A 17686-nucleotide genomic window follows, 5' to 3' on the forward strand; every position below is an offset into this window, starting at 1 on the left:
CAAGTGAGAGTGTTGTAGGCCAATGTCGCCGGCTTCTCCGCCTACGACCGGCCACAAGGTCCCCCTGGGTGTCTGGCTGGGTCTCATCTTTGCGGTCTGCATCGACACCGTTGTTCAGCTTGTCTGGTCAAAGGCCGCCACCGATGTGCTGGGCGATGGCGCGCTGGATACGCTCCTTGGCATGTTCGCTCATCCCTTGTTGTATGCGATGCTTGGAATGTATGCCATGCAGTTCGTCAACTGGATGATTGTACTGTCTAAGGCCGATCTCAGTTTTGCCCAACCGATCACTGCGTGCAGCTACGTTCTGACAGCAGCGGGATCGGCCTATTTCCTGGCCGATCGCGTTACCCCGCTGCGAATTGCCGGTATTTCGCTTATTCTGATCGGGGTATGGCTCATCAGCAGAACCACGCACCATACCGGCGCACCCTCAATGGTCCATCCGGTAACCGATGCGCTCGAGGATTCGCCATGAGCCAGCGGATGACCGGCATTCTGCTTGTGCTCATCGCTGTCGCCTGCGAGGCGGTCGGGCAGCTCTGCTTCAAGCGGGCCGCCAACCACGCGCACGGCAGCGCCAGGCTGTCAGCGATTCGCAAGGTGTTTGCCAGGTATGAGTGGATCGGGGCCGGGATCGGCTGCTTCGGCGTCGAATGGGGATTCTGGACGATCGCCCTCACCCTGCTGCCGGTCAGCGTGGCCCAGCCGATGGCCAGCGTCGAACTGGTCGTCGTCACGTTACTCTCGCGCAGCTTCCTGAAGGAAAAAGTCAGCCCAAGGCGATGGGCGGGGATCGGATTGATCCTGGCGGGCGTCTGCCTGGTCGGATTCAGTTGATGCCCGGCCATTCCGAATTCTCTGTCCGCTGGTTCGCGTCCGCAACGCAGATTGCCGACGATCTGTGGGAGACCTGCTTCCCTCCTCCACTGGAGGGCCAGTGGTGGTATGCTGCGCTGGAGAACAGCCGGATCGAGGACCAGTTCAGATTCGCCTATATGCAGATCGAGCGATCGGGCGAACCGGTGGGCATTGTCCCGGTCTTCGTCATGGACGTGCCGATCGACCTGGTCGCCCCGCCGAAGCTCGCCGGCGTCCTGAAGTGGCTGGGGGCGCTCATCCGCGTCGTCCGTTATCAGCGAACACTGTTCATCGGCTCAGTGTGCGCCGATGAAGGATGGGTCGGCCTGAAACCGGGAATCTCACTCGCACACGTCGCCCCCGTCATTCAACGCGCTACTGATGAACGGGCCAGGGTCGAACAGTGCAACATGATCGTCTGGAAGGACTTTCCCGGTCCTCAGGCGGTCGATCTGGAGTCGATTAAAACGGAATTGGGGCTGTTCAAGCTGGTCAGTTTTCCCAGTACTCAATTGCGCCTTTCCGGTCCCGGTTTTGAACCCTATCTCAAGAACCTCACAGGCTCCCGGCGGCATAATCTGAAGAAGAAGCTCAGACGCGGCAAGGAACGGGGCAAGCTGCACACGACGGTTGTGCAACATCCAGATGACGCGACGCTGGATGAAATCTGGGGCCTGTTCTGGCAGACCTACGAAAAAGGCAAGACCAAATTCGAGCGATTCAACATCGAGTTCTTCCGGCAGATCCGCCGATGCCCGCAGGCCCATTTCATCCTGATGCGCGATACCGACACGCACGCGCTGGCGGCCTTTATGCTCTGCTTTCAGCTTGGGACACGGGCGATCAACAAATTTCTCGGGATCGATTATACGCTGGACGGCGGCAATCGGTTTCTGTATTTCCAGCTCTGGGAACAGTTCGTCGAATGGGCGTCCCGCACCGGCGCGACCGAACTGCAGAGCGGGCAAACCGGCTATCGCGCCAAGTTGGATGTGGGGCACGATCTGGTCCCCTTGACCAACTACTGCAAGCACATCTCGCCGTTCTTTCATGGCCTATTTGAAACGGCCACCCGGGATGTGACATGGGAAACCCTGGACGAGGATCTGGCGGTATTCTTGAAGGCTCATGGGAATGACTCGATATGACGTACAAGGGCGGATTCGTCTTGAAGTTTCAGCAAGACAGGCATAACATATTGTTATTACTGCTTCGAGAGCCCCTCACCCACGCGCTCTCCCCAAAGGGGCGAGGGAAAATAAAAAGACTCCTCTCCCCCGAGAGGGGAGAGGATGAAGGCGAGGGGGCAGGGTATTGGTAATAAGTAAGGGATCATGCGAGTAGAAGCGCAACGGGTGGCGGTGATCACCGGCGGCACCAAAGGGATCGGCAAAGCGATCGCCTACCGCCTCGCCCAGGATGGGTGCGATATCGTCCTGAACTATCATGGCGACGACGGTGCAGCCCAATCGGCCCTCCGGGAGTTCGATAGCCTCCCCGTCAAGACGATAGCTGTGAAAGCGGATGTCTCCACATCGGCCGGCGCGTCCCTTGTCATCGAGACGGCAGTCAGCCAACTCGGCTCTCTTGATGTCCTGGTCAACAACGTGGGGCCGTTTTTCGTGCGGGCCTTATCCGACACTACCGATGACGAATGGCGACGAACCCTGGACAGCAACCTGAGCAGCGCCTTTTATTGCAGTAGAGCGGCCCTGCGGGTCATGCGAAAGCGGCGGGCCGGCAGCATCACCAATATCGGGGCGCTCAATGTGGAGCATTCGCCGATTGGGGTCTTTGAGGCCCCAGTCTACTACATCGCCAAGTCCGGCGTGATCATGCTGACCAGATCGTTGGCACGATCCGAAGCGCCATGGGGCATCCGAGTGAACGCCGTCAACCCCGGTTTCATCGAAACCGAAACCTACGGTCAGTATCGCGCCGAGGATAAAGCTGCCTGGACCAGAATGATCCCCCTCGGTCGATTAGGCACGCCTGGCGATGTCGCCGAGGCGGTGAGTTTCCTGGCGTCCGACAAAGCGCGATATGTGACAGGGGCGATCCTCCACGTCCACGGCGGCCTCTGGGTGTAATGAGCGAATGCAGGGGGCGCATGAAGATCCTCTTCATTACCGGCAAGCTGGCCGAGCGCGCCCTGAAAGAGACGCTGGCCGGCATGCAGGCCGAGTTCGACCACGAGGTGGCCGTTCTCAAGATCAGCGTGGCCGCCCTGATGACTACGCCGTTCATTCTCCATTCGCTTCGGTCGCCCAGCGCTGATCTGCTGATGATCCCTGGACTCTGCCGCATAGAACCTCACGAGTTGGAGCAGTCGCTGGGCGTGAAGGTCGAAAAGGGGCCCAAGGATCTGCGTGATATCCCCTACTACTTTGGCGTAGAGAAGCAACGGGAGGGGTATGGCGGGCACGATCTGACCATCCTGGCCGAGATCAACGACGCCCCCACCCTGCCGGTCGGCGAGATCCTCAGCAAGGCGCGCTACTACGCGGCCTGCGGCGCGGATGTCATCGACGTCGGTTGTACACCGGGGCAACCGGCCGGCAATGTTGGCGAGATCGTCTCGGCGCTTCGGTCCGAAGGGTTCCGGGTCAGCATCGACAGTTTCGATCCGCAGGAGATCCTCGCCGCCGACAAGGCCGGCGCCGAACTGCTCCTGAGCCTGAACGCTCAGAACCTGCATCTGGCCCCGGATCTGCAGTGTACCCCGGTGATCATTCCCGACTTCGGCAAGGGGCTGGATTCCCTCGCGGCAAATATCAAGGCGGTAGAGCGCCTGGGCGGCCGACGATACCTCATCGACCCGATCCTCGCGCCGATCAGCTTCGGTTTCGCCGAATCGCTCGCTCGCTACGCTGAGGCGAGGCGTCGCTTCCCGCAGGCAGAAATCCTCATGGGGGTGGGGAACGTCACCGAGCTGACCGATGCCGACAGCACCGGGATCAATGCGCTGCTCACCGGGGTGATGTCGGAGCTACAGATCCGCTATGCGCTCACCACCGAGGTGGCCTCGTGGGCCAGGGGCTCTGTCCGCGAATTGGATCTGGCTCGCCGTCTCATGTATTACGCCCGGCAGCACGGGGTGTTGCCGAAAGATATCGACGACGGCCTGCTTACCATCAAGGATCGGCGGATCGATTGCCCGTCAGAGGCGGAGCTGAGGGAGATGCAGCGGATGGTAACGGACCCGAACTTCCGGATCTTTGCCGACCGAGAAGCCATCTATGTGTTTAATCGCGATCTCTTCATCAAGGAGACCGACATCCGCCGGATCTTCGACCAGCTCACGACACACCTCGGCCCGGAACCGATCGGCCACGCCTTTTACCTGGGTCGCGAGCTGATGAAGGCGAGGTTGGCGATGCTGCTCGGGAAGAAATATATTCAAGAAGACGAGCTGAAATGGGGATATCTTAACTATGACCTACCTCAATGAAATGCAGGCGCAAGGGGACAGGGCTATGATTATTGAGAGTATCGTCACAACGATGAATGAGGCGGGAGAGGCGAACTTCGCGCCGATGGGGGTCACCATCGACGAAGGGGAGATCGTTATCCGGCCCTATACCGATTCGGCCACCTGTCGGAATCTTGTCGCCACCAGTGCTGCTGTCGTCAATCTGACCGACAACTGCCGGCTGTTCGCCGAAAGCGCTATCACCAGCCCTCAGTTTCCGACCTTTCCGGCTGAGCTTATCACCGGCCTTGTGTTGACCGACGCCTGCTCGTATTACGAGTGTTCAGTCATGTATGCCGATACCGCCACGTCGCGCGCGACCTTCCGCTGCAAGATCATCAAGAAGGGGGTGCTGCGGGAATTTATCGGGTTCAACCGGGCGAAGAACGCCATTATTGAGGCGGCCATCCTCGCCACACGGGTCCGGTTCATGGAAGTGGACACGATCCTTCAGGAGTATCGCCGCCTGTCCGAGATTGTGCAGAAGACCGGGGGTGAGCAGGAAGCCCTGGCGATGCAATACCTCCAGAACTACGTGGAGCGGCAGCCTCAATGAGGGTGACGGTTAAGGCCCATGCCAGGCTTCACTTCGGCTTCATCGACCCCGATGGCTCATCGGGTCGACAGTTCGGGAGCATCGGGCTGTCAATCAACGAACCCGCGATCATACTCGAGGCCACGCCGGCAGATCGCCTCTCGGCCGCAGGGCAAGAGCGGGATCGTGTCCTCGCATTGGCCCGCCGCTTCCTCCGCCACTATAATATTCGCCACAGGGCACACATCGCCGTCAAAACAACTATCCCCGCCCATGCCGGCCTAGGCTCGGGAACGCAACTTGCGCTCAGCGTCGCTTCAGCGCTGGCTCGCCTTTTCTCCATCAACGCCGATGTTCGGAAGTTGGCGGCCGTGATGGGCAGAGGGGGTCGGTCGGGGATCGGGATCGCTGCCTTTGAGCGGGGCGGTTTCATCGTGGACGCCGGACGGAGGGTGAGCATGGGTAGAACAGTGGAGAGCGAGTTGAAGCGCATTGAAGCACGGACCTCAGGGCTCCTCCCTCCAACGATCGTTCGCTATCCCCTTCCGAGGGAGTGGACCTTTGTTGTGGCGGTCCCACACGTTGGTCATGGGCTCACCGGAAAAAAAGAGGTCCGGGCGTTTCACCGGCTCGCCGGCCGTCCTGCCGACGCGGGACGACTCAGCCGAATCGTGCTCATGCAGATGCTCCCGTCGGTGCTTGAGCGCGACCCTATCGTCTTCGGTGAGTCGCTTACCAGGATTCAGCGAATTGTTGGAGCATGGTTCCAATCCGTCCAAGGCGGAACGTTCGCCACCACGCAGGGGGCGGCGCTGGTCAAGGCGATGTCGCGGGCTGGGGCGTTAGGGGTCGGGCAGAGTTCCTGGGGACCGGCGGTCTATGGACTGGCGAAGGATCAGGAGATGGCCGCATCGATTATGGGAAGGATGAGGACAATCGTCCCGCACAAGATCAACGCCGATATCTTTCCGGTAAGGGCCTTCAATCGAGGGGCCGACATCCGCTGAGTTGTAAGGAACCGGATACATTGAATAGTGACACGAAGATGACACAATTCACCATCCAGGGATCCCGTTGGATTCTCGGTCTGATCATGTTTACGATCTGGCTGATGGAGATGTGGACCCCAGGCAACATCTTTATTTCGTACGGCTATGTCTTACCTATCCTTCTGGCATCCGCGTTCTACCCAAAGCGGATCGCCATTGTCACTATCGGAATGTGCATCGTCTTAACCTATGCCGGAATGTGGGGTCCCATCGAGCAATTCACCTGGGAAGCGCTGATTAACCGGTCCATTACGTCGGTCGTCTTGGCCGCTGCAGGCTATTTCAGTCTGGCACGTGAGGCTCTGCAATCCAAACTGCAGCAGGCGACACAGGATATGTCGCGACAGAACGATGATCTTATCGCGGCGTACGGCCGGCTGTTCGCAACCGAGCAACGGCTGAAGCGAGCCGAGCAAATGGCGGCGATGGGCAAGTTGGTGGCCTCAGTCGCGCACGAAATCGGCACACCGCTCCATTCGGTTTCTATGCATCTCCAGATACTGGAAGATGAACCCGGAATCACAGCAGAGATGAAAAACCGCATCGGCATCATCCAATCGCAAGTCGATCGCGTGGTGCTGCTCATCCAGGATCTCCTGGTGTCCACGCGCAATCCCCAGCCGACCTTGGCCCCGGTCCTGCTCGATACGGTGGTTCAAGATGCGCTGAAACTCACCCGCCCGATGCTGGCTGCAAAAGGCATACGAGTCCAGACTGAGTTTCTGACGACACTACCGCCGGTATTGTGCGATAAAACCCAACTCGAACAGGTATTGTTGAACCTCATCGCCAACGCCATCGAAGCGATGCCGCAAGGCGGAAGACTTACCCTTCGAACTGTCCGTCGCAACCCTCGGGCCGAAGCCGACACGGCATCCCCACTGCCGGATGAAAAAAACCTTGATGGCATTGCGGTGATTACAGTCCAGGATAATGGCCGAGGCATTGCTGAGGAACATCAAAGGTTCATCTTCGAACCGTTCTTCACCACTAAAGAGATCGGCAAAGGCAGTGGCCTGGGACTGGCGATCTCCAGAGACATCATTACGGCCCATGGTGGTACCCTCACCGTGGAGAGCCAGGCAGGATCGGGAACCACCGTACAGATCGCCTTGCCGATCCACACGCGTGTGGAGCAGTATGCCTAAGCCGCCTCGAATCCTCGTCGTCGATGATGATGCCACAGCCGGCGCAGTCTTGGCCGAAGTCTTAACCAAAGCCGGCTACGAAGTGGAGGTGGCAGGCGGAGGAGCCGAAGCGGTGGAAATGGGTCAGCGGGATCCCGTGGATCTGGTGCTGACCGATATCAAAATGGCAGGCATGGACGGTATGGCCGTGCTCAAGCGGTTTCGAGAGTTCAGCCCGGAGACCCCGATCATCCTCCTTACCGCCTTCGGCGCCATAGAGTCGGCTATCGAGGCGATCAAGGGCGGGGCCTATGATTACATCAGCAAGCCGTTCAAGAAGGATGAGGTCCTGCTCACAATCCGTCGAGCCCTGGATCAGCGCCGGTTACTATGCGAGAACCTGCAGTACCGACAGGAGCTTCGCAACCGATATCAGTTTTCCAATATCATTGGAAGCAGCCGAGTGATGATCGACGTGTATAAGCTGGTAGCCCGTGTGGCGCCCGGGCGTAGCCCCGTCCTGCTGCAAGGTGAGAGCGGAACCGGCAAAGAGCTGATTGCCAGGGCGATTCATTATAATGGGCCTCGGGTAAATGCGCCCTTCGTGGCGGTGAACTGCGCGGCTCTGACCGAAAGCCTGCTGGAGAGCGAGCTGTTCGGCCACGAGAAGGGTGCCTTTACGGGGGCAACGGCCGTGAAGCCGGGGCTGTTTGAGCAGGCCACCGGCGGGACGATTCTCCTGGACGAGGTGGGGGATATGAGCCCCGCCTTGCAAGCCAAACTGTTACGGGTCCTGCAGGAGCAGGAAATCCGACGGGTCGGAAGCGACAGGTCGATCCCCGTTGATGTCCGGGTGCTCGCCTCCACCAATCGCGACCTCTGGTCCATGGTGAGGAAGGAGCAGTTCCGCGAGGATCTGTACTACCGCCTCAACGGTGTGATCATTACATTACCGCCGCTGCGCGACCGTCGGGAAGATATCCCGATGTTGGCCTATCATTTTATACAAAAGTTTGCTATCATGAACCAGAAACGGGTGGTAGGGATTTCGCCGGAAGCCCTGATGGTACTCCAGCAAGCGGATTGGCCCGGGAATATCCGGGAGTTGGAGCATACGGTTGAATCGGCGGTGATCATGACCAGCCACGAGATCATCATGCCGGACGATCTTCCGGTCGCTTTGCGCAAATCAGCGCCCGTTGCCACTACACTGGAATTTCCGAACCTTGTCACGCTGGAAGAGCTGGAAAAGCGGTACCTTATCAGGATTCTTAATGAGACACGGGGCAACAAGACTCAAGCCGCCAAGATACTCGGAATTGATCGGCGAACGCTGTATCGGATGGCCGAACGCTTTGGGCTGGACCTCACCGACGAGTGACCTCCATCGGACGGCGACCAATCCGCCACACCTGCGAAAACGCCACACTGCGTCAGAACCCCTTATTTCTCACGGAGTTCCCTTCTCTCATCCGATCAAGCAGGACATACATGCTACTTAGTATTTCTTGTGGATCTCTATCGTGCTAGCGGTGTAACATATTGAAAATAGATTGATTATCTCAGGAGCCTTGTTAGACCGATGGGCTGATTTAACATCGGCATATATTTTGCATAAAACTTTCATGTTCTATTATGAATCAACTGTGTGTTTCAGAAACAATCTATTCGAATTTCAGGCTCGGCAACCACACGCTGAGTCCCAGACGAACGGGCCTGTCGCGCGACCTGTTAGCGCTTCAAGTCCTCTGTGATTTCGACGGGACCATCACGAAAGTAGATGCTACGGACGCCGTCCTCGAAACCTTTGCCCTGTCGGCTTTTCGCGAATGGGAGGGTCGATGGGAACGAGGCGAGATCACCAGCCGGGAGTGTCTGTCTCGACAAGTCGAATTGATCCGGGCAGATCGGGCAGAACTGGTGCAGTTTGCGGCTGAACTCCCCGTCGACGAGGGAATTGTCACACTTAACCAACGGTGCATAGAGCGCGGTATCCCACTGATGATTGTCAGTGACGGCCTCGATTTGATCATCGAGACCGTATTGCAGCAACACGGTCTCTCGCACATCCCTGCGATCTCCAACCGCCTGGTCTGGAATGGGAACGGGTACCCCTCGCTCAGCTTCCCGTTTGCATCGCCTGGCTGTTGGGTTGGGGCCGGCACATGTAAATGCGCTGCAGCCGCATCCGGCGGGCTTTCGCTGAAGGATACGGCGTACATCGGAGACGGACGTTCCGATCGGTGCGTATCAACCGTGGCACAACAGGTCTTTGCCAAGGGAAGACTGCGAGAGTGGTGCGATCTGCAGGGGATCGCCTGTGAGCCGTTCGAGACGCTTACCGACGTTACTGAACGTCTCTTTCGGAAGGGAGAACAGATCGAATGAATCGCGTCGACGAGAACCGACTCAGCGAAGCGGCGCTGCGTGAAAAGGAAGCGCAGTATTGCTCGCATGGCGATACGGTGCACTACTCGTCCGTTCCCAAGTTCTTTCAAGGCTGCGAGGGCAGCTTTCTCTACGATCGCGAGGACAGGCCATACCTCGATCTCCAGATGTGGTACTCCGCGGTGAACTTTGGCTATCGCAATACAAGCATTGTGGACGCACTGAAGGTGCAGCTCGATCAGTTGCCACAGTTGGCGTGCCAGTATCTCCACGAAGAAAAGGTCCTGGTGGCCGAGCGGTTGGCGACCGAATGTCTGCGGGCATTCGGAATGAGAGGGCGCGTGCAGTTCAATGTCGGGGGCTCCCAGGCCATCGAGGACTCTATGAAGCTCGTGCGCAATGCGACTGGCAAGTCCCTGTTTATGGCCTTTATGGGCGGGTACCATGGCCGAACCCTCGGGACCTCCGAGATCACTTCCAGCTACCGCTACCGTCGACGCTTTGGCCATTTTTCAAACCGAGCGCATTTCGTACCGTTCCCGTATTGCTTCCGGTGTCCATACGGGATGAAGCTGGAGAGCTGCGACTATTACTGCGCCGATCAGGTTGGGCGCCTGTTTGAAACGGAGTTCAACTCATTCTGGGATGCGAAGGCTGAAGAGCCGGAGTTTATTGCGTTTTATGTGGAGCCCGTACTGGGTACCGGAGGCTACGTCGTACCCCCGCCGGACTATTTCCGGCGGCTCAAGACCATCCTGGATGAGCGACAAATCCTCCTGGTAGACGATGAGATTCAAATGGGATTTTTCAGGACGGGGAGGTTTTGGGCCATCGAGCACTTCGGCGTCAAGCCGAACATCGTCGTCTTCGGGAAGGCATTGACCAACGGCCTTAATCCCATCTCCGGGTTGTGGGCCGAGGAGCGCCTCATCTCTCCCCAGGCCTTCCCACCGGGGTCGACGCATTCCACTTTCTCATCCAATCCGTTGGGCACGGCCGCAGCCTTAGCGACATTGCAGTGGATTGAGCAGCAGGATTATGAACGGAAGGTAGCCGAATCAGGTGCCTATTTCTTACAGCAGCTCGAGGACCTCAAGAAACGACATACTACCATCGGGGACGTCTCCGGCCTTGGTCTGGCGCTTCGTATCGAGGTCACGCAGGCCGACGGGTTTACACCCAACAAGCCGCTCACAGACCGGATCTTCGAGCGGGGCCTGGCTGGAGGGATTCCAACATCCCGCGGCCCGATGGGGTTAGTGTTGGACGTCGGGGGATATTACAAGAACGTCTTCACCCTTGCGCCTTGTCTGGATATCACCACTGGCGAGATCGATCTGGCCATCGAAATGCTGGACCGGCTGTTTACCCAGTGCGAGGAACAACCATGAGACGACCGCCGGCCACGCAGTGTGGCCCCCTTGACGAGATGGTCGGCCGACGGCCGACCGACCTGGCCATCCAGACCCGCTCACAAGGTCTGGTGTACTTGATTCACGGGGTAACAGGGACACCAACGGAGATGAGCTACCTCGGACGGCGGCTGGCGCGCAACGGATGGGACGTCTATGCCACAACCCTTCCGGGCCACTGCACGCGGATCAGAGATTTGCTGAAAACTTCCGAACATGACTGGATCACGCACGTGCAGGAACAACTGGCTTTCGTGCGCGAACGATATAACTACCTCTATGTGGCCGGCCTAAGTGCGGGCGCACTTCTGGCCCTGCAATCCTCAGTGACCGTAGACGTTGACGCACTCGGCGTCCTGTCGCCCACATTCATCTATGATGGGTGGAATACGCCTCGGATCAGGGCGCTCTTGCCGTTTGTCATGAAGGTGGCTCCCCTGCACTATCTCCTCTTCCATGCGGATGGCCCGCCTTTTGGCATTAAGGACGAGCAGCTTCAGGCCCACATTCGGGCAGCGTATCATCCGCTCGCGCTCATGCGCGGATGGATCAGGGACAGGTGGGCCCAATGGAAGAACCGTGGCGCCGACGCCGCAATCCGCGCCAACTCCGCGGCCTCGAAGGGCTATCCGATCTTCCCGCTGAAGACCTTGAGCCATATCGACCGGCTCATCGCGCGGGTTCGTGGTCGCTTGGGTGAGGTGACGGCACCTACCGTAATCCTCCAGGCCCGCGAGGACGACATGACCGGTCCACGCAATGGCGAGCTGGTCTACAATACCATCGCGTCACAACAGAAGCACCTGATCCTGTTGGATGACTGCTACCATGTGATCACAGTGGATAAGCAGAGAAGGGCCGTTGCCAACCACCTGATTGAGTTCTTTGGTCGCCAGACCTCCAGATTGGAGACGCATCAACTCGCGTAGCCTCCCCGGGACGACGAGGCAAGAGATTTTTTCTCGTCTTACTTCAATATCAGCCTGACCTTGCTCACCCCTTCAGGCTCATGGCTGATCTTGAATCCGAGCGTCTCGCACACCCGAAGCATGTTGGTGTTGTCGGTGAGGACGGTGCCGGTGACCTCTCCCAGCCCCTTATCCTGGGCCACACCAATCAGCATGTCCACCAGTTTGTAGCCCAGGCCTTTGCCCTGAAAATCATCGTGCACCACAACGGCAAACTCGCTGCTCGTGCAATCCGGCTCAATGATCAACCGTCCGATGCCGATAATCCGTTTTTTCTCCCCCTCTCTCAGCTCCGCCACAATCGCCATCTCCCGGTCGTAATCGATATTGCAGAACCGAATCAGCATCTCATGCGTGATCTTCTTTAAGACCTGAAAGAACCTCCCCCGCAATGTCTCCTCGGAGAGGGTCGAGAGCATCTCACGCTCCAGAGGTTCGTCCTCCGGTCGGATCGGCCTCAAGAGTACCTCGGTCCCGTCGGTCAATCGCCATGGGGCCACATATCGCGCAGGATACGGGGTAATGACGAGATGGGGATAGCCGTCGGTGTGTCCCAGGCCCGCCGGATCGAGGATGATTCTGGCATCGAGGGCGCAGGCCTTGCCTTCGGAGATGGCGAGTGGGTTGATATCGATCTCGGCGATCTCCGGAAAATCGACGACTAGATTAGAAAAGCTCGTCAGAATCTGCTCCAACTGCTGCATATCCGCAGGGGGCCTCCCCCGATAGCCCTGGATCATCCTGAAGACCTTCGTCTCCTCCATCAGCCTTCTCGCAAGGGTCTGGTTCAACGGCGGCAGACCGATGGAGAAGTCCTGAAACATCTCTACCCCGATTCCCCCCATTCCAAAGAGGATCACCGCACCGAACTCTTTATCCTTTTTCATCCCCAGGATCAGTTCGTAATCGACCTTTTCCACCATCTGCTGAACGGAGATCCCCGAGATGCTCGCCTGCGGGGCTTTCTTCTGAACCCTTTTCATCAGACGTTCATAATTATTCTTCAGCTCACGGTCGGAATCGATCCCGATGACCACACCGCCGACGTCGCTTTTATGAGAGATATCGGGGGACACGATCTTCAGCACAACCGGGTAACCGACCAAATTCGCCAGACTCAGGGCTTCTTCCAGATTCTTCGTGAGATGCGGCTTGACGGTGGGAACACCGTAATTCACGAGAAACCGCTTCGATTCGTTCTCCGTCAGGAGCATCCGCCCCTCTTTGTACAGCTCGGCGATGAAGGCCTTGAGGTTATGTTTGGGCGGCGCCTGGTCTACCGATAATTGCCCAGGGGTTTCATACAGGAGCTCGAGGTTCCGCCCGTACCGGTACATGTAGAGGTAGGTCTTCACGGCCTCTTCCGGCGTCGCATATGTGGGGATGTTGTGTTGAAGGGTGGTATTCCGCGCGCCTTCGACCTGCTCCCCGCCCATCCAGACGGTAATGAATGGTTTACGGCTCTGATCGGCGATCTCGGTGAAGCGCCTGGCGAGTTCGTCCGGTTGTGTGGCCCCCTGCGGCGTATAGATGGTAATCACGCCGTTCACGCCGGGATCATCCAGGCAGGTGGTGACGGCCGTCTCGTACCGCTCTCTATCCGCATCCCCCAGGATATCCACCGGGTTTGCCTTACTCCAATATGCGGGAAGATGGGCGTCCAGCGCCCTGGTGCTGTCATCCGTCAGTCGTGCGAGCCTTCCGCCCAGCCCTATCAACATGTCCGTCGCAATGACCCCGGCTCCTCCTGCATTGGTAACAATCGCGATCTCGCACCCTTTCGGGAGATGCTTTGCATGCAGGACCTCAGCCACATTAAACAGATCCGAAATATCTCTCACCCTGACAACGCCGATCCGTTTGAAGGCGGCATCGTATGTTCGATCTTCACCCCCCATCGATCCGGTATGAGACAACGCAGCCTGTGCGCTCTCGGCGAATTTTCCGGGCTTTAACACGATGATCGGTTTGTTCCTCGCAAACCCCCTGGCGGCGCTGATGAACTTCTTCGCGTTCCCGACCGCCTCCATATAGAGCATGATACTTTTCGTGTTCGGATCATCGCCGAGGAAATCGATCAGATCCCCAAAATCGACATCGATCATAGAGCCGAGAGAGGCAAAGAGGCTGAAACCGACATGGGCATGCATGGCCCAGTCGAGGATCGCGCTCCCCAGCGCTCCACTCTGGGAGATAAAGGCGATCCGCCCGGCGTCAGGACGGGCTTTCAGAAAAGAGGCGTTCAGCCCGGTGACGGGCCGGATGACACCGAGACAATTGGGCCCGATGATTCTCATACCGTACCGTTTCCGGGTCTCCCGGATCCGATCCTCCAACCTCTTGCCCTTTTCACCGACCTCCTTGAACCCTGCGGAGATGATGACGATCCCCCCCACTCCGGCCTCTCCGCACTCTCCAACAAGATCGGGAACTGTGGACGCAGGCGTGGCAATCACGGCAAGATCGACCGGCTTCGGGACCGCCGCAATTTGGGTACAGGCATCTATCCCCAGGATCTTTTTTCGGTTCGGATTCACCGGAAAGATCGACGCAGTCTTTTGCGCGAGGAGATTCTCCATGATGGCCCGTCCCACGGAACCTGTATGCTCAGAGGCACCGATAACGGCAATGGTCTTCGGACTGACGATTTTATCCAGGCCACTCATACCCGTCTCCCTCACGTGTTCGTCGGCACTGTACATGGAACGTTGTCTGACAATAAAGTACAAGGAACTATAGTATAGAACGGCGTTTCAAACAAGACATGCACTGCGGACAGACGATTGCGGATGTCAGATCGAACGTGAGGGTCTTAAAGAGGGGAACGGGAACGAGGGGCAAGGAGCTGTAGAGCGTACCGCGTATATCAACGTGCGCTGCCACCCAGCACAAATTCGCCCCCCCGCTCCAACGCCACCACAAAGAGCGCCGAGGCGGTCAGGTCCGCGGTGGTCCCCGGATTGAGTCGGTTGTCGTCTCTGCGGAGAGCGCGATCCCAACGCCGAAGTCTTCGCCAACCCTGCTCAGTATAGACCCCGCCGATAGCGAGGATCTTGCCCGCCTCCCGCGAGATCCTGGCGGCCTCGCGCGCTCCGCATTTACGCGCAATGAGCGAATCCGGTACGCGCGACAGCAGCGTCAGACAGGTCTGAATGACCGCAGCTTCCGGATCGCCTGACTCCCGGAGAGAGCGCTCGAGGGTCGGAGCACCGATGGTAAAGGTAATCTCGAAGTCGGTAACATACTCGCGCGCGATCGAATCCCGATCAGCCGACGCGCGCATCGCCTCAAGGAGCGGCACCCTGCCATGCGTTGCCCGGACATCCAACTGATCCGCCTGTCCGAGGCCGCCGGGTGCTGCCAGGCGAATCGCCTCGTAAACTCGTTGTCCATCGTAGGGCGTGAGGGCAGTCAGCACACTCCGAAGGCTGGACCGAAGGGATCGGCGTCCTTTGCGCAAGGCCGCCTTTGCCAGCGGAACAAAGAGGAGCGCGATACCAAGGTTGGTGTTCCGGCCGACCAGCCGCTTCGTCTCTCGAACCGCGTCAAGGACCAATGAACCGATCGCTACGGTGGCCGCTTTCCGCAGGACCTGTCCAAGGACGATGGAACTGGCGAGAAAATCGGTATAGCGCGTATCGGCGAAGTCGGCGAATGGGGTAACGTTCCCGGGCTTATCGGCGCTCACCTCCAGGAGGCAGGCGAGTTGAGCAGCGAGGGAGACTTTGTCGGCCGGCGACATCAGTCTATCCCTAGCACAGGTACATTTGCGTGGCGTCATTGCGAGGGAGTACCGCGACCGTGGCAATCTCCAAGTTCTGTAATAGTGTCCCTGTAAGCTGAGAACGGTGAGATTGCTTCGCCTGCGGCTCGCAATGACGAGTCAGTTCGCATCGCTTATGGTTGCAGTTGCCTGAGCAGGTGATCGGCGACCTCTTGAGCGATCTCGATCTCCGTAGTCCGCTGCAGGCCGGACCAGCCGGGAATGCTGTTGACCTCCACAACCGTGTAACCGTGAGAGGTCTGAAGCAGGTCGATCCCGGCATAATCGGTCCCGAGGAGTCTACTCGCTTCGAGGCAGAGACCGGTTGCCTCGTCATCCATAACGTGAGGCTCCGGTCGCGCACCCTGAGAGACATTATGCCGCCACCCTTCCGACCGCCGACGCATGGCCGCAACCACCCGATCTCCGATCACCAGACCCCTCAGATCGTAATCGCCATGCGGGACAAATTCCTGGATGTAGAAGATGCTCCGAGTCAGCGCGAGGGCGCGAAAGACTCGATAGGCGACATCGGCGTCGCAGAGTCGCATCATCCCTCTTCCCCCGGCGCCGAAAAGCGGCTTGACGACCACGTCGCTAAGTTCGTGGAACGCCGCTATCGCCTCGTCGAACCCCTCAGCTACTATGGTCTTCGGAGTTGGCAGGCCGCGTGACGCAAGCAGACTGGACGTATAATACTTATCGACGGTCTGTTCCAGCGGGCTCGGCCGATTCATGATCCGAATCCCTGACGCTTCCAGACGGTGCAGTGCGTTCATCCTGAAGACGATCTGCTCTAATGACCCTTCCGGAATCGTTCGAACCAGCAGTGCATCGTACGATTCGAGGGGTTGGCCATCGATCGCGACAAGCGGATCACCTGGAGCGCGGGCCACCAGCCGGGTAATCGGCAAAAAGTCGGTCTGGCAACCGCGTCGCGCCAGCGCCTTCGCAAGGGCCTCGACGTGCCACGCTTTTCTATCGGCGAGGATCCCGATCTTCATTTTGAGCGATCAGCTATCAGCCGTCAGCATACAGCACAAACCAAGGGATCCGATGGCGCCATCCCAACTCGCGTTTGTAGCTGACAACCGATGACTGAGAGCTGCAAGCTTGCTTGTCAATGGCTGATCGCTGTCGGCTGACAGCATTTCTGATCAACTAAGGAGAGAAGTCTGGAGCAGTTCGGCATTGAAGCGCCCGGCCCTGAAGGTTCGGCCGCTGGCGGCATTGGTAATGGCGATCTTGGCCGGACTGAAGAGGAACGGATCGATCTTGTAGAAGTCGCCGTCATACCGCTTAAACAGGTCGCGGAACAACTGACCATAGTCCCGCGACGCGCAGGACGGAATCTTATCGATCAACGCCGCGATCTCGTCATCGGTCGACGACACCGTCAGATAGACCTTGCTGCCGTACAACACACAGTCGTTGGTCCGTCCGATAGCCGTCAGATCGTCGGCAGAAGGGGTGGCAATAGGACAGGTTCCAAAGCCACTGAGCGTCTTGGTGACGTCAAAGTCGAGTTCGAACAGTTTGTGCATGGCGGTCTCGACCGACCGCGCCGCAATCTGTACCGCGCCGGCTACACTTCGCGTGGCCGCGACCGCCAACGAGACCCGATCCGGCTTGACGCCGCACTTCTCGGCCACGTACTCGGCCACCTCTTCATCCGGCAGTCGCCCGCTCTCCAGCACCAGAACTGCTGAGTCGGCGTCGTCCCGGATGCGGATCGTTTCGTAGAGCTCCTCGGTCCTGGCCAGCGCCCGGGCTGGCCCCGACCCCATCCCGAAAAACTTCCCGCGATGGACCCGCCAACCGGCATACTGTGAACCAAGGCACGGGAGCACCGGACCGTCGATCGCCACGCTGATGCCGGAAAACGAGAAGTCGCCATAATCCAGCGGAAGGAACGAGACCTCCCCAAGTCCGCCGAGGCAGATCTCCGCCAGCCCTTTCCCCGCCAGCAACCCCCCCGGCACCTTGACCCCAAGATCGACGAGTCTGGCACCGTTCTTCAACGTCGAGACCGAGATCCCGAGCGCGGAGGCTCGAGCCGACATCCTATTAAGAATCTCAACCGCCTGGCGATTCAGACTGAGCGACACAGC

At 58.5% G+C, this 17686-nt stretch carries 16 protein-coding genes; 12 read left to right on the forward strand and 4 right to left on the reverse strand.

What is annotated here, in order from left to right:
- The first annotated feature begins 22 nt into the window (after nucleotides 1-22).
- The 12 genes from KGL31_12335 to KGL31_12390 all read left to right on the forward strand — a co-directional run bounded on the left by KGL31_12335 (nucleotide 23) and on the right by KGL31_12390 (nucleotide 11773).
- The gene (locus tag KGL31_12335; GenBank protein MDE2322679.1) at nucleotides 23-478 is read left to right on the forward strand and encodes an EamA family transporter; all 456 of its coding nucleotides are present in this window, start codon (nucleotides 23-25) and stop codon (nucleotides 476-478) included.
- Nucleotides 475-840, forward strand: coding sequence for an EamA family transporter (locus tag KGL31_12340; GenBank protein MDE2322680.1), 366 nt, complete (start codon nucleotides 475-477; stop codon nucleotides 838-840). Before KGL31_12335 ends, KGL31_12340 begins: the two co-directional genes overlap by 4 nt.
- Nucleotides 786-2009 carry a GNAT family N-acetyltransferase gene (locus tag KGL31_12345; protein MDE2322681.1) on the forward strand — a complete coding sequence of 408 codons (1224 nt, stop codon included), beginning with the start codon at nucleotides 786-788 and terminating at the stop codon, nucleotides 2007-2009. Before KGL31_12340 ends, KGL31_12345 begins: the two co-directional genes overlap by 55 nt.
- A gap of 186 nt (nucleotides 2010-2195) precedes the next feature.
- On the forward strand, nucleotides 2196-2951 hold the full coding sequence (locus KGL31_12350) for an SDR family oxidoreductase (GenBank protein MDE2322682.1): 756 nt from the start codon (nucleotides 2196-2198) through the stop codon (nucleotides 2949-2951).
- 20 nt (nucleotides 2952-2971) lie between these two features.
- Nucleotides 2972-4312, forward strand: coding sequence for a PTS mannitol transporter subunit IIABC (locus KGL31_12355; protein MDE2322683.1), 1341 nt, complete (start codon nucleotides 2972-2974; stop codon nucleotides 4310-4312).
- Nucleotides 4296-4889 (forward strand): DUF447 family protein, encoded by a 594-nt coding sequence (locus KGL31_12360; GenBank protein ID MDE2322684.1) that lies wholly within the window; start codon nucleotides 4296-4298, stop codon nucleotides 4887-4889. Before KGL31_12355 ends, KGL31_12360 begins: the two co-directional genes overlap by 17 nt.
- The gene (locus tag KGL31_12365; GenBank protein ID MDE2322685.1) at nucleotides 4886-5875 is read left to right on the forward strand and encodes a kinase; all 990 of its coding nucleotides are present in this window, start codon (nucleotides 4886-4888) and stop codon (nucleotides 5873-5875) included. Before KGL31_12360 ends, KGL31_12365 begins: the two co-directional genes overlap by 4 nt.
- Before the next feature lie 38 nt (nucleotides 5876-5913).
- On the forward strand, nucleotides 5914-7065 hold the full coding sequence (locus KGL31_12370) for a hypothetical protein (protein MDE2322686.1): 1152 nt from the start codon (nucleotides 5914-5916) through the stop codon (nucleotides 7063-7065).
- A complete protein-coding gene (locus KGL31_12375; GenBank protein ID MDE2322687.1) occupies nucleotides 7058-8425 on the forward strand; it encodes a sigma-54-dependent Fis family transcriptional regulator in 1368 nt (455 codons plus the stop codon). Before KGL31_12370 ends, KGL31_12375 begins: the two co-directional genes overlap by 8 nt.
- A 254-nt stretch (nucleotides 8426-8679) precedes the next feature.
- Nucleotides 8680-9432, forward strand: coding sequence for an HAD-IB family phosphatase (locus KGL31_12380; protein MDE2322688.1), 753 nt, complete (start codon nucleotides 8680-8682; stop codon nucleotides 9430-9432).
- A complete protein-coding gene (locus KGL31_12385) occupies nucleotides 9429-10823 on the forward strand; it encodes an aminotransferase class III-fold pyridoxal phosphate-dependent enzyme (GenBank protein MDE2322689.1) in 1395 nt (464 codons plus the stop codon). The genes KGL31_12380 and KGL31_12385 overlap by 4 nt, the downstream gene beginning before the upstream one ends.
- A complete protein-coding gene (locus tag KGL31_12390) occupies nucleotides 10820-11773 on the forward strand; it encodes an alpha/beta fold hydrolase (protein ID MDE2322690.1) in 954 nt (317 codons plus the stop codon). Before KGL31_12385 ends, KGL31_12390 begins: the two co-directional genes overlap by 4 nt.
- Before the next feature lie 38 nt (nucleotides 11774-11811).
- Here the strand turns inward: KGL31_12390 and KGL31_12395 are convergent, their stop codons facing one another.
- The 4 genes from KGL31_12395 to KGL31_12410 all read right to left on the reverse strand — a co-directional run bounded on the left by KGL31_12395 (nucleotide 11812) and on the right by KGL31_12410 (nucleotide 17683).
- Nucleotides 11812-14478: a bifunctional acetate--CoA ligase family protein/GNAT family N-acetyltransferase gene (locus KGL31_12395; protein ID MDE2322691.1), complete on the reverse strand. Its 2667-nt coding sequence runs from the start codon at nucleotides 14476-14478 to the stop codon at nucleotides 11812-11814.
- Nucleotides 14479-14678: 200 nt separating this feature from the next.
- Nucleotides 14679-15554 carry a triphosphoribosyl-dephospho-CoA synthase gene (locus tag KGL31_12400; GenBank protein MDE2322692.1) on the reverse strand — a complete coding sequence of 292 codons (876 nt, stop codon included), beginning with the start codon at nucleotides 15552-15554 and terminating at the stop codon, nucleotides 14679-14681.
- A 155-nt stretch (nucleotides 15555-15709) separates the two neighbouring features.
- Nucleotides 15710-16579 (reverse strand): RimK family alpha-L-glutamate ligase, encoded by an 870-nt coding sequence (locus tag KGL31_12405; protein ID MDE2322693.1) that lies wholly within the window; start codon nucleotides 16577-16579, stop codon nucleotides 15710-15712.
- A gap of 153 nt (nucleotides 16580-16732) precedes the next feature.
- Nucleotides 16733-17683, reverse strand: coding sequence for a methenyltetrahydromethanopterin cyclohydrolase (locus KGL31_12410; protein ID MDE2322694.1), 951 nt, complete (start codon nucleotides 17681-17683; stop codon nucleotides 16733-16735).
- Nucleotides 17684-17686: the final 3 nt, after the last annotated feature.

The organism is Candidatus Methylomirabilota bacterium (genome assembly GCA_028870115.1).
Classification (GTDB): domain Bacteria; phylum Methylomirabilota; class Methylomirabilia; order Methylomirabilales; family Methylomirabilaceae; genus Methylomirabilis.

What these genes read in the sequence shown, in the direction of transcription:
- KGL31_12380 (MDE2322688.1), top strand. Translation starts at nt 8,680, where the DNA reads ATGAATCAACTGTGTGTTTCAGAAACAATCTATTCGAATTTCAGGCTC.
- KGL31_12375 (MDE2322687.1), top strand. Translation starts at nt 7,058, where the DNA reads ATGCCTAAGCCGCCTCGAATCCTCGTCGTCGATGATGATGCCACAGCC.
- KGL31_12360 (MDE2322684.1), top strand. Translation starts at nt 4,296, where the DNA reads ATGACCTACCTCAATGAAATGCAGGCGCAAGGGGACAGGGCTATGATT.
- KGL31_12395 (MDE2322691.1), bottom strand. Translation starts at nt 14,478, where the DNA reads ATGAGTGGCCTGGATAAAATCGTCAGTCCGAAGACCATTGCCGTTATC.
- KGL31_12405 (MDE2322693.1), bottom strand. Translation starts at nt 16,579, where the DNA reads ATGAAGATCGGGATCCTCGCCGATAGAAAAGCGTGGCACGTCGAGGCC.
- KGL31_12345 (MDE2322681.1), top strand. Translation starts at nt 786, where the DNA reads ATGGGCGGGGATCGGATTGATCCTGGCGGGCGTCTGCCTGGTCGGATT.
- KGL31_12365 (MDE2322685.1), top strand. Translation starts at nt 4,886, where the DNA reads ATGAGGGTGACGGTTAAGGCCCATGCCAGGCTTCACTTCGGCTTCATC.
- KGL31_12385 (MDE2322689.1), top strand. Translation starts at nt 9,429, where the DNA reads ATGAATCGCGTCGACGAGAACCGACTCAGCGAAGCGGCGCTGCGTGAA.
- KGL31_12355 (MDE2322683.1), top strand. Translation starts at nt 2,972, where the DNA reads ATGAAGATCCTCTTCATTACCGGCAAGCTGGCCGAGCGCGCCCTGAAA.
- KGL31_12335 (MDE2322679.1), top strand. Translation starts at nt 23, where the DNA reads ATGTCGCCGGCTTCTCCGCCTACGACCGGCCACAAGGTCCCCCTGGGT.
- KGL31_12350 (MDE2322682.1), top strand. Translation starts at nt 2,196, where the DNA reads ATGCGAGTAGAAGCGCAACGGGTGGCGGTGATCACCGGCGGCACCAAA.
- KGL31_12340 (MDE2322680.1), top strand. Translation starts at nt 475, where the DNA reads ATGAGCCAGCGGATGACCGGCATTCTGCTTGTGCTCATCGCTGTCGCC.
- KGL31_12370 (MDE2322686.1), top strand. Translation starts at nt 5,914, where the DNA reads ATGACACAATTCACCATCCAGGGATCCCGTTGGATTCTCGGTCTGATC.
- KGL31_12390 (MDE2322690.1), top strand. Translation starts at nt 10,820, where the DNA reads ATGAGACGACCGCCGGCCACGCAGTGTGGCCCCCTTGACGAGATGGTC.
- KGL31_12400 (MDE2322692.1), bottom strand. Translation starts at nt 15,554, where the DNA reads ATGTCGCCGGCCGACAAAGTCTCCCTCGCTGCTCAACTCGCCTGCCTC.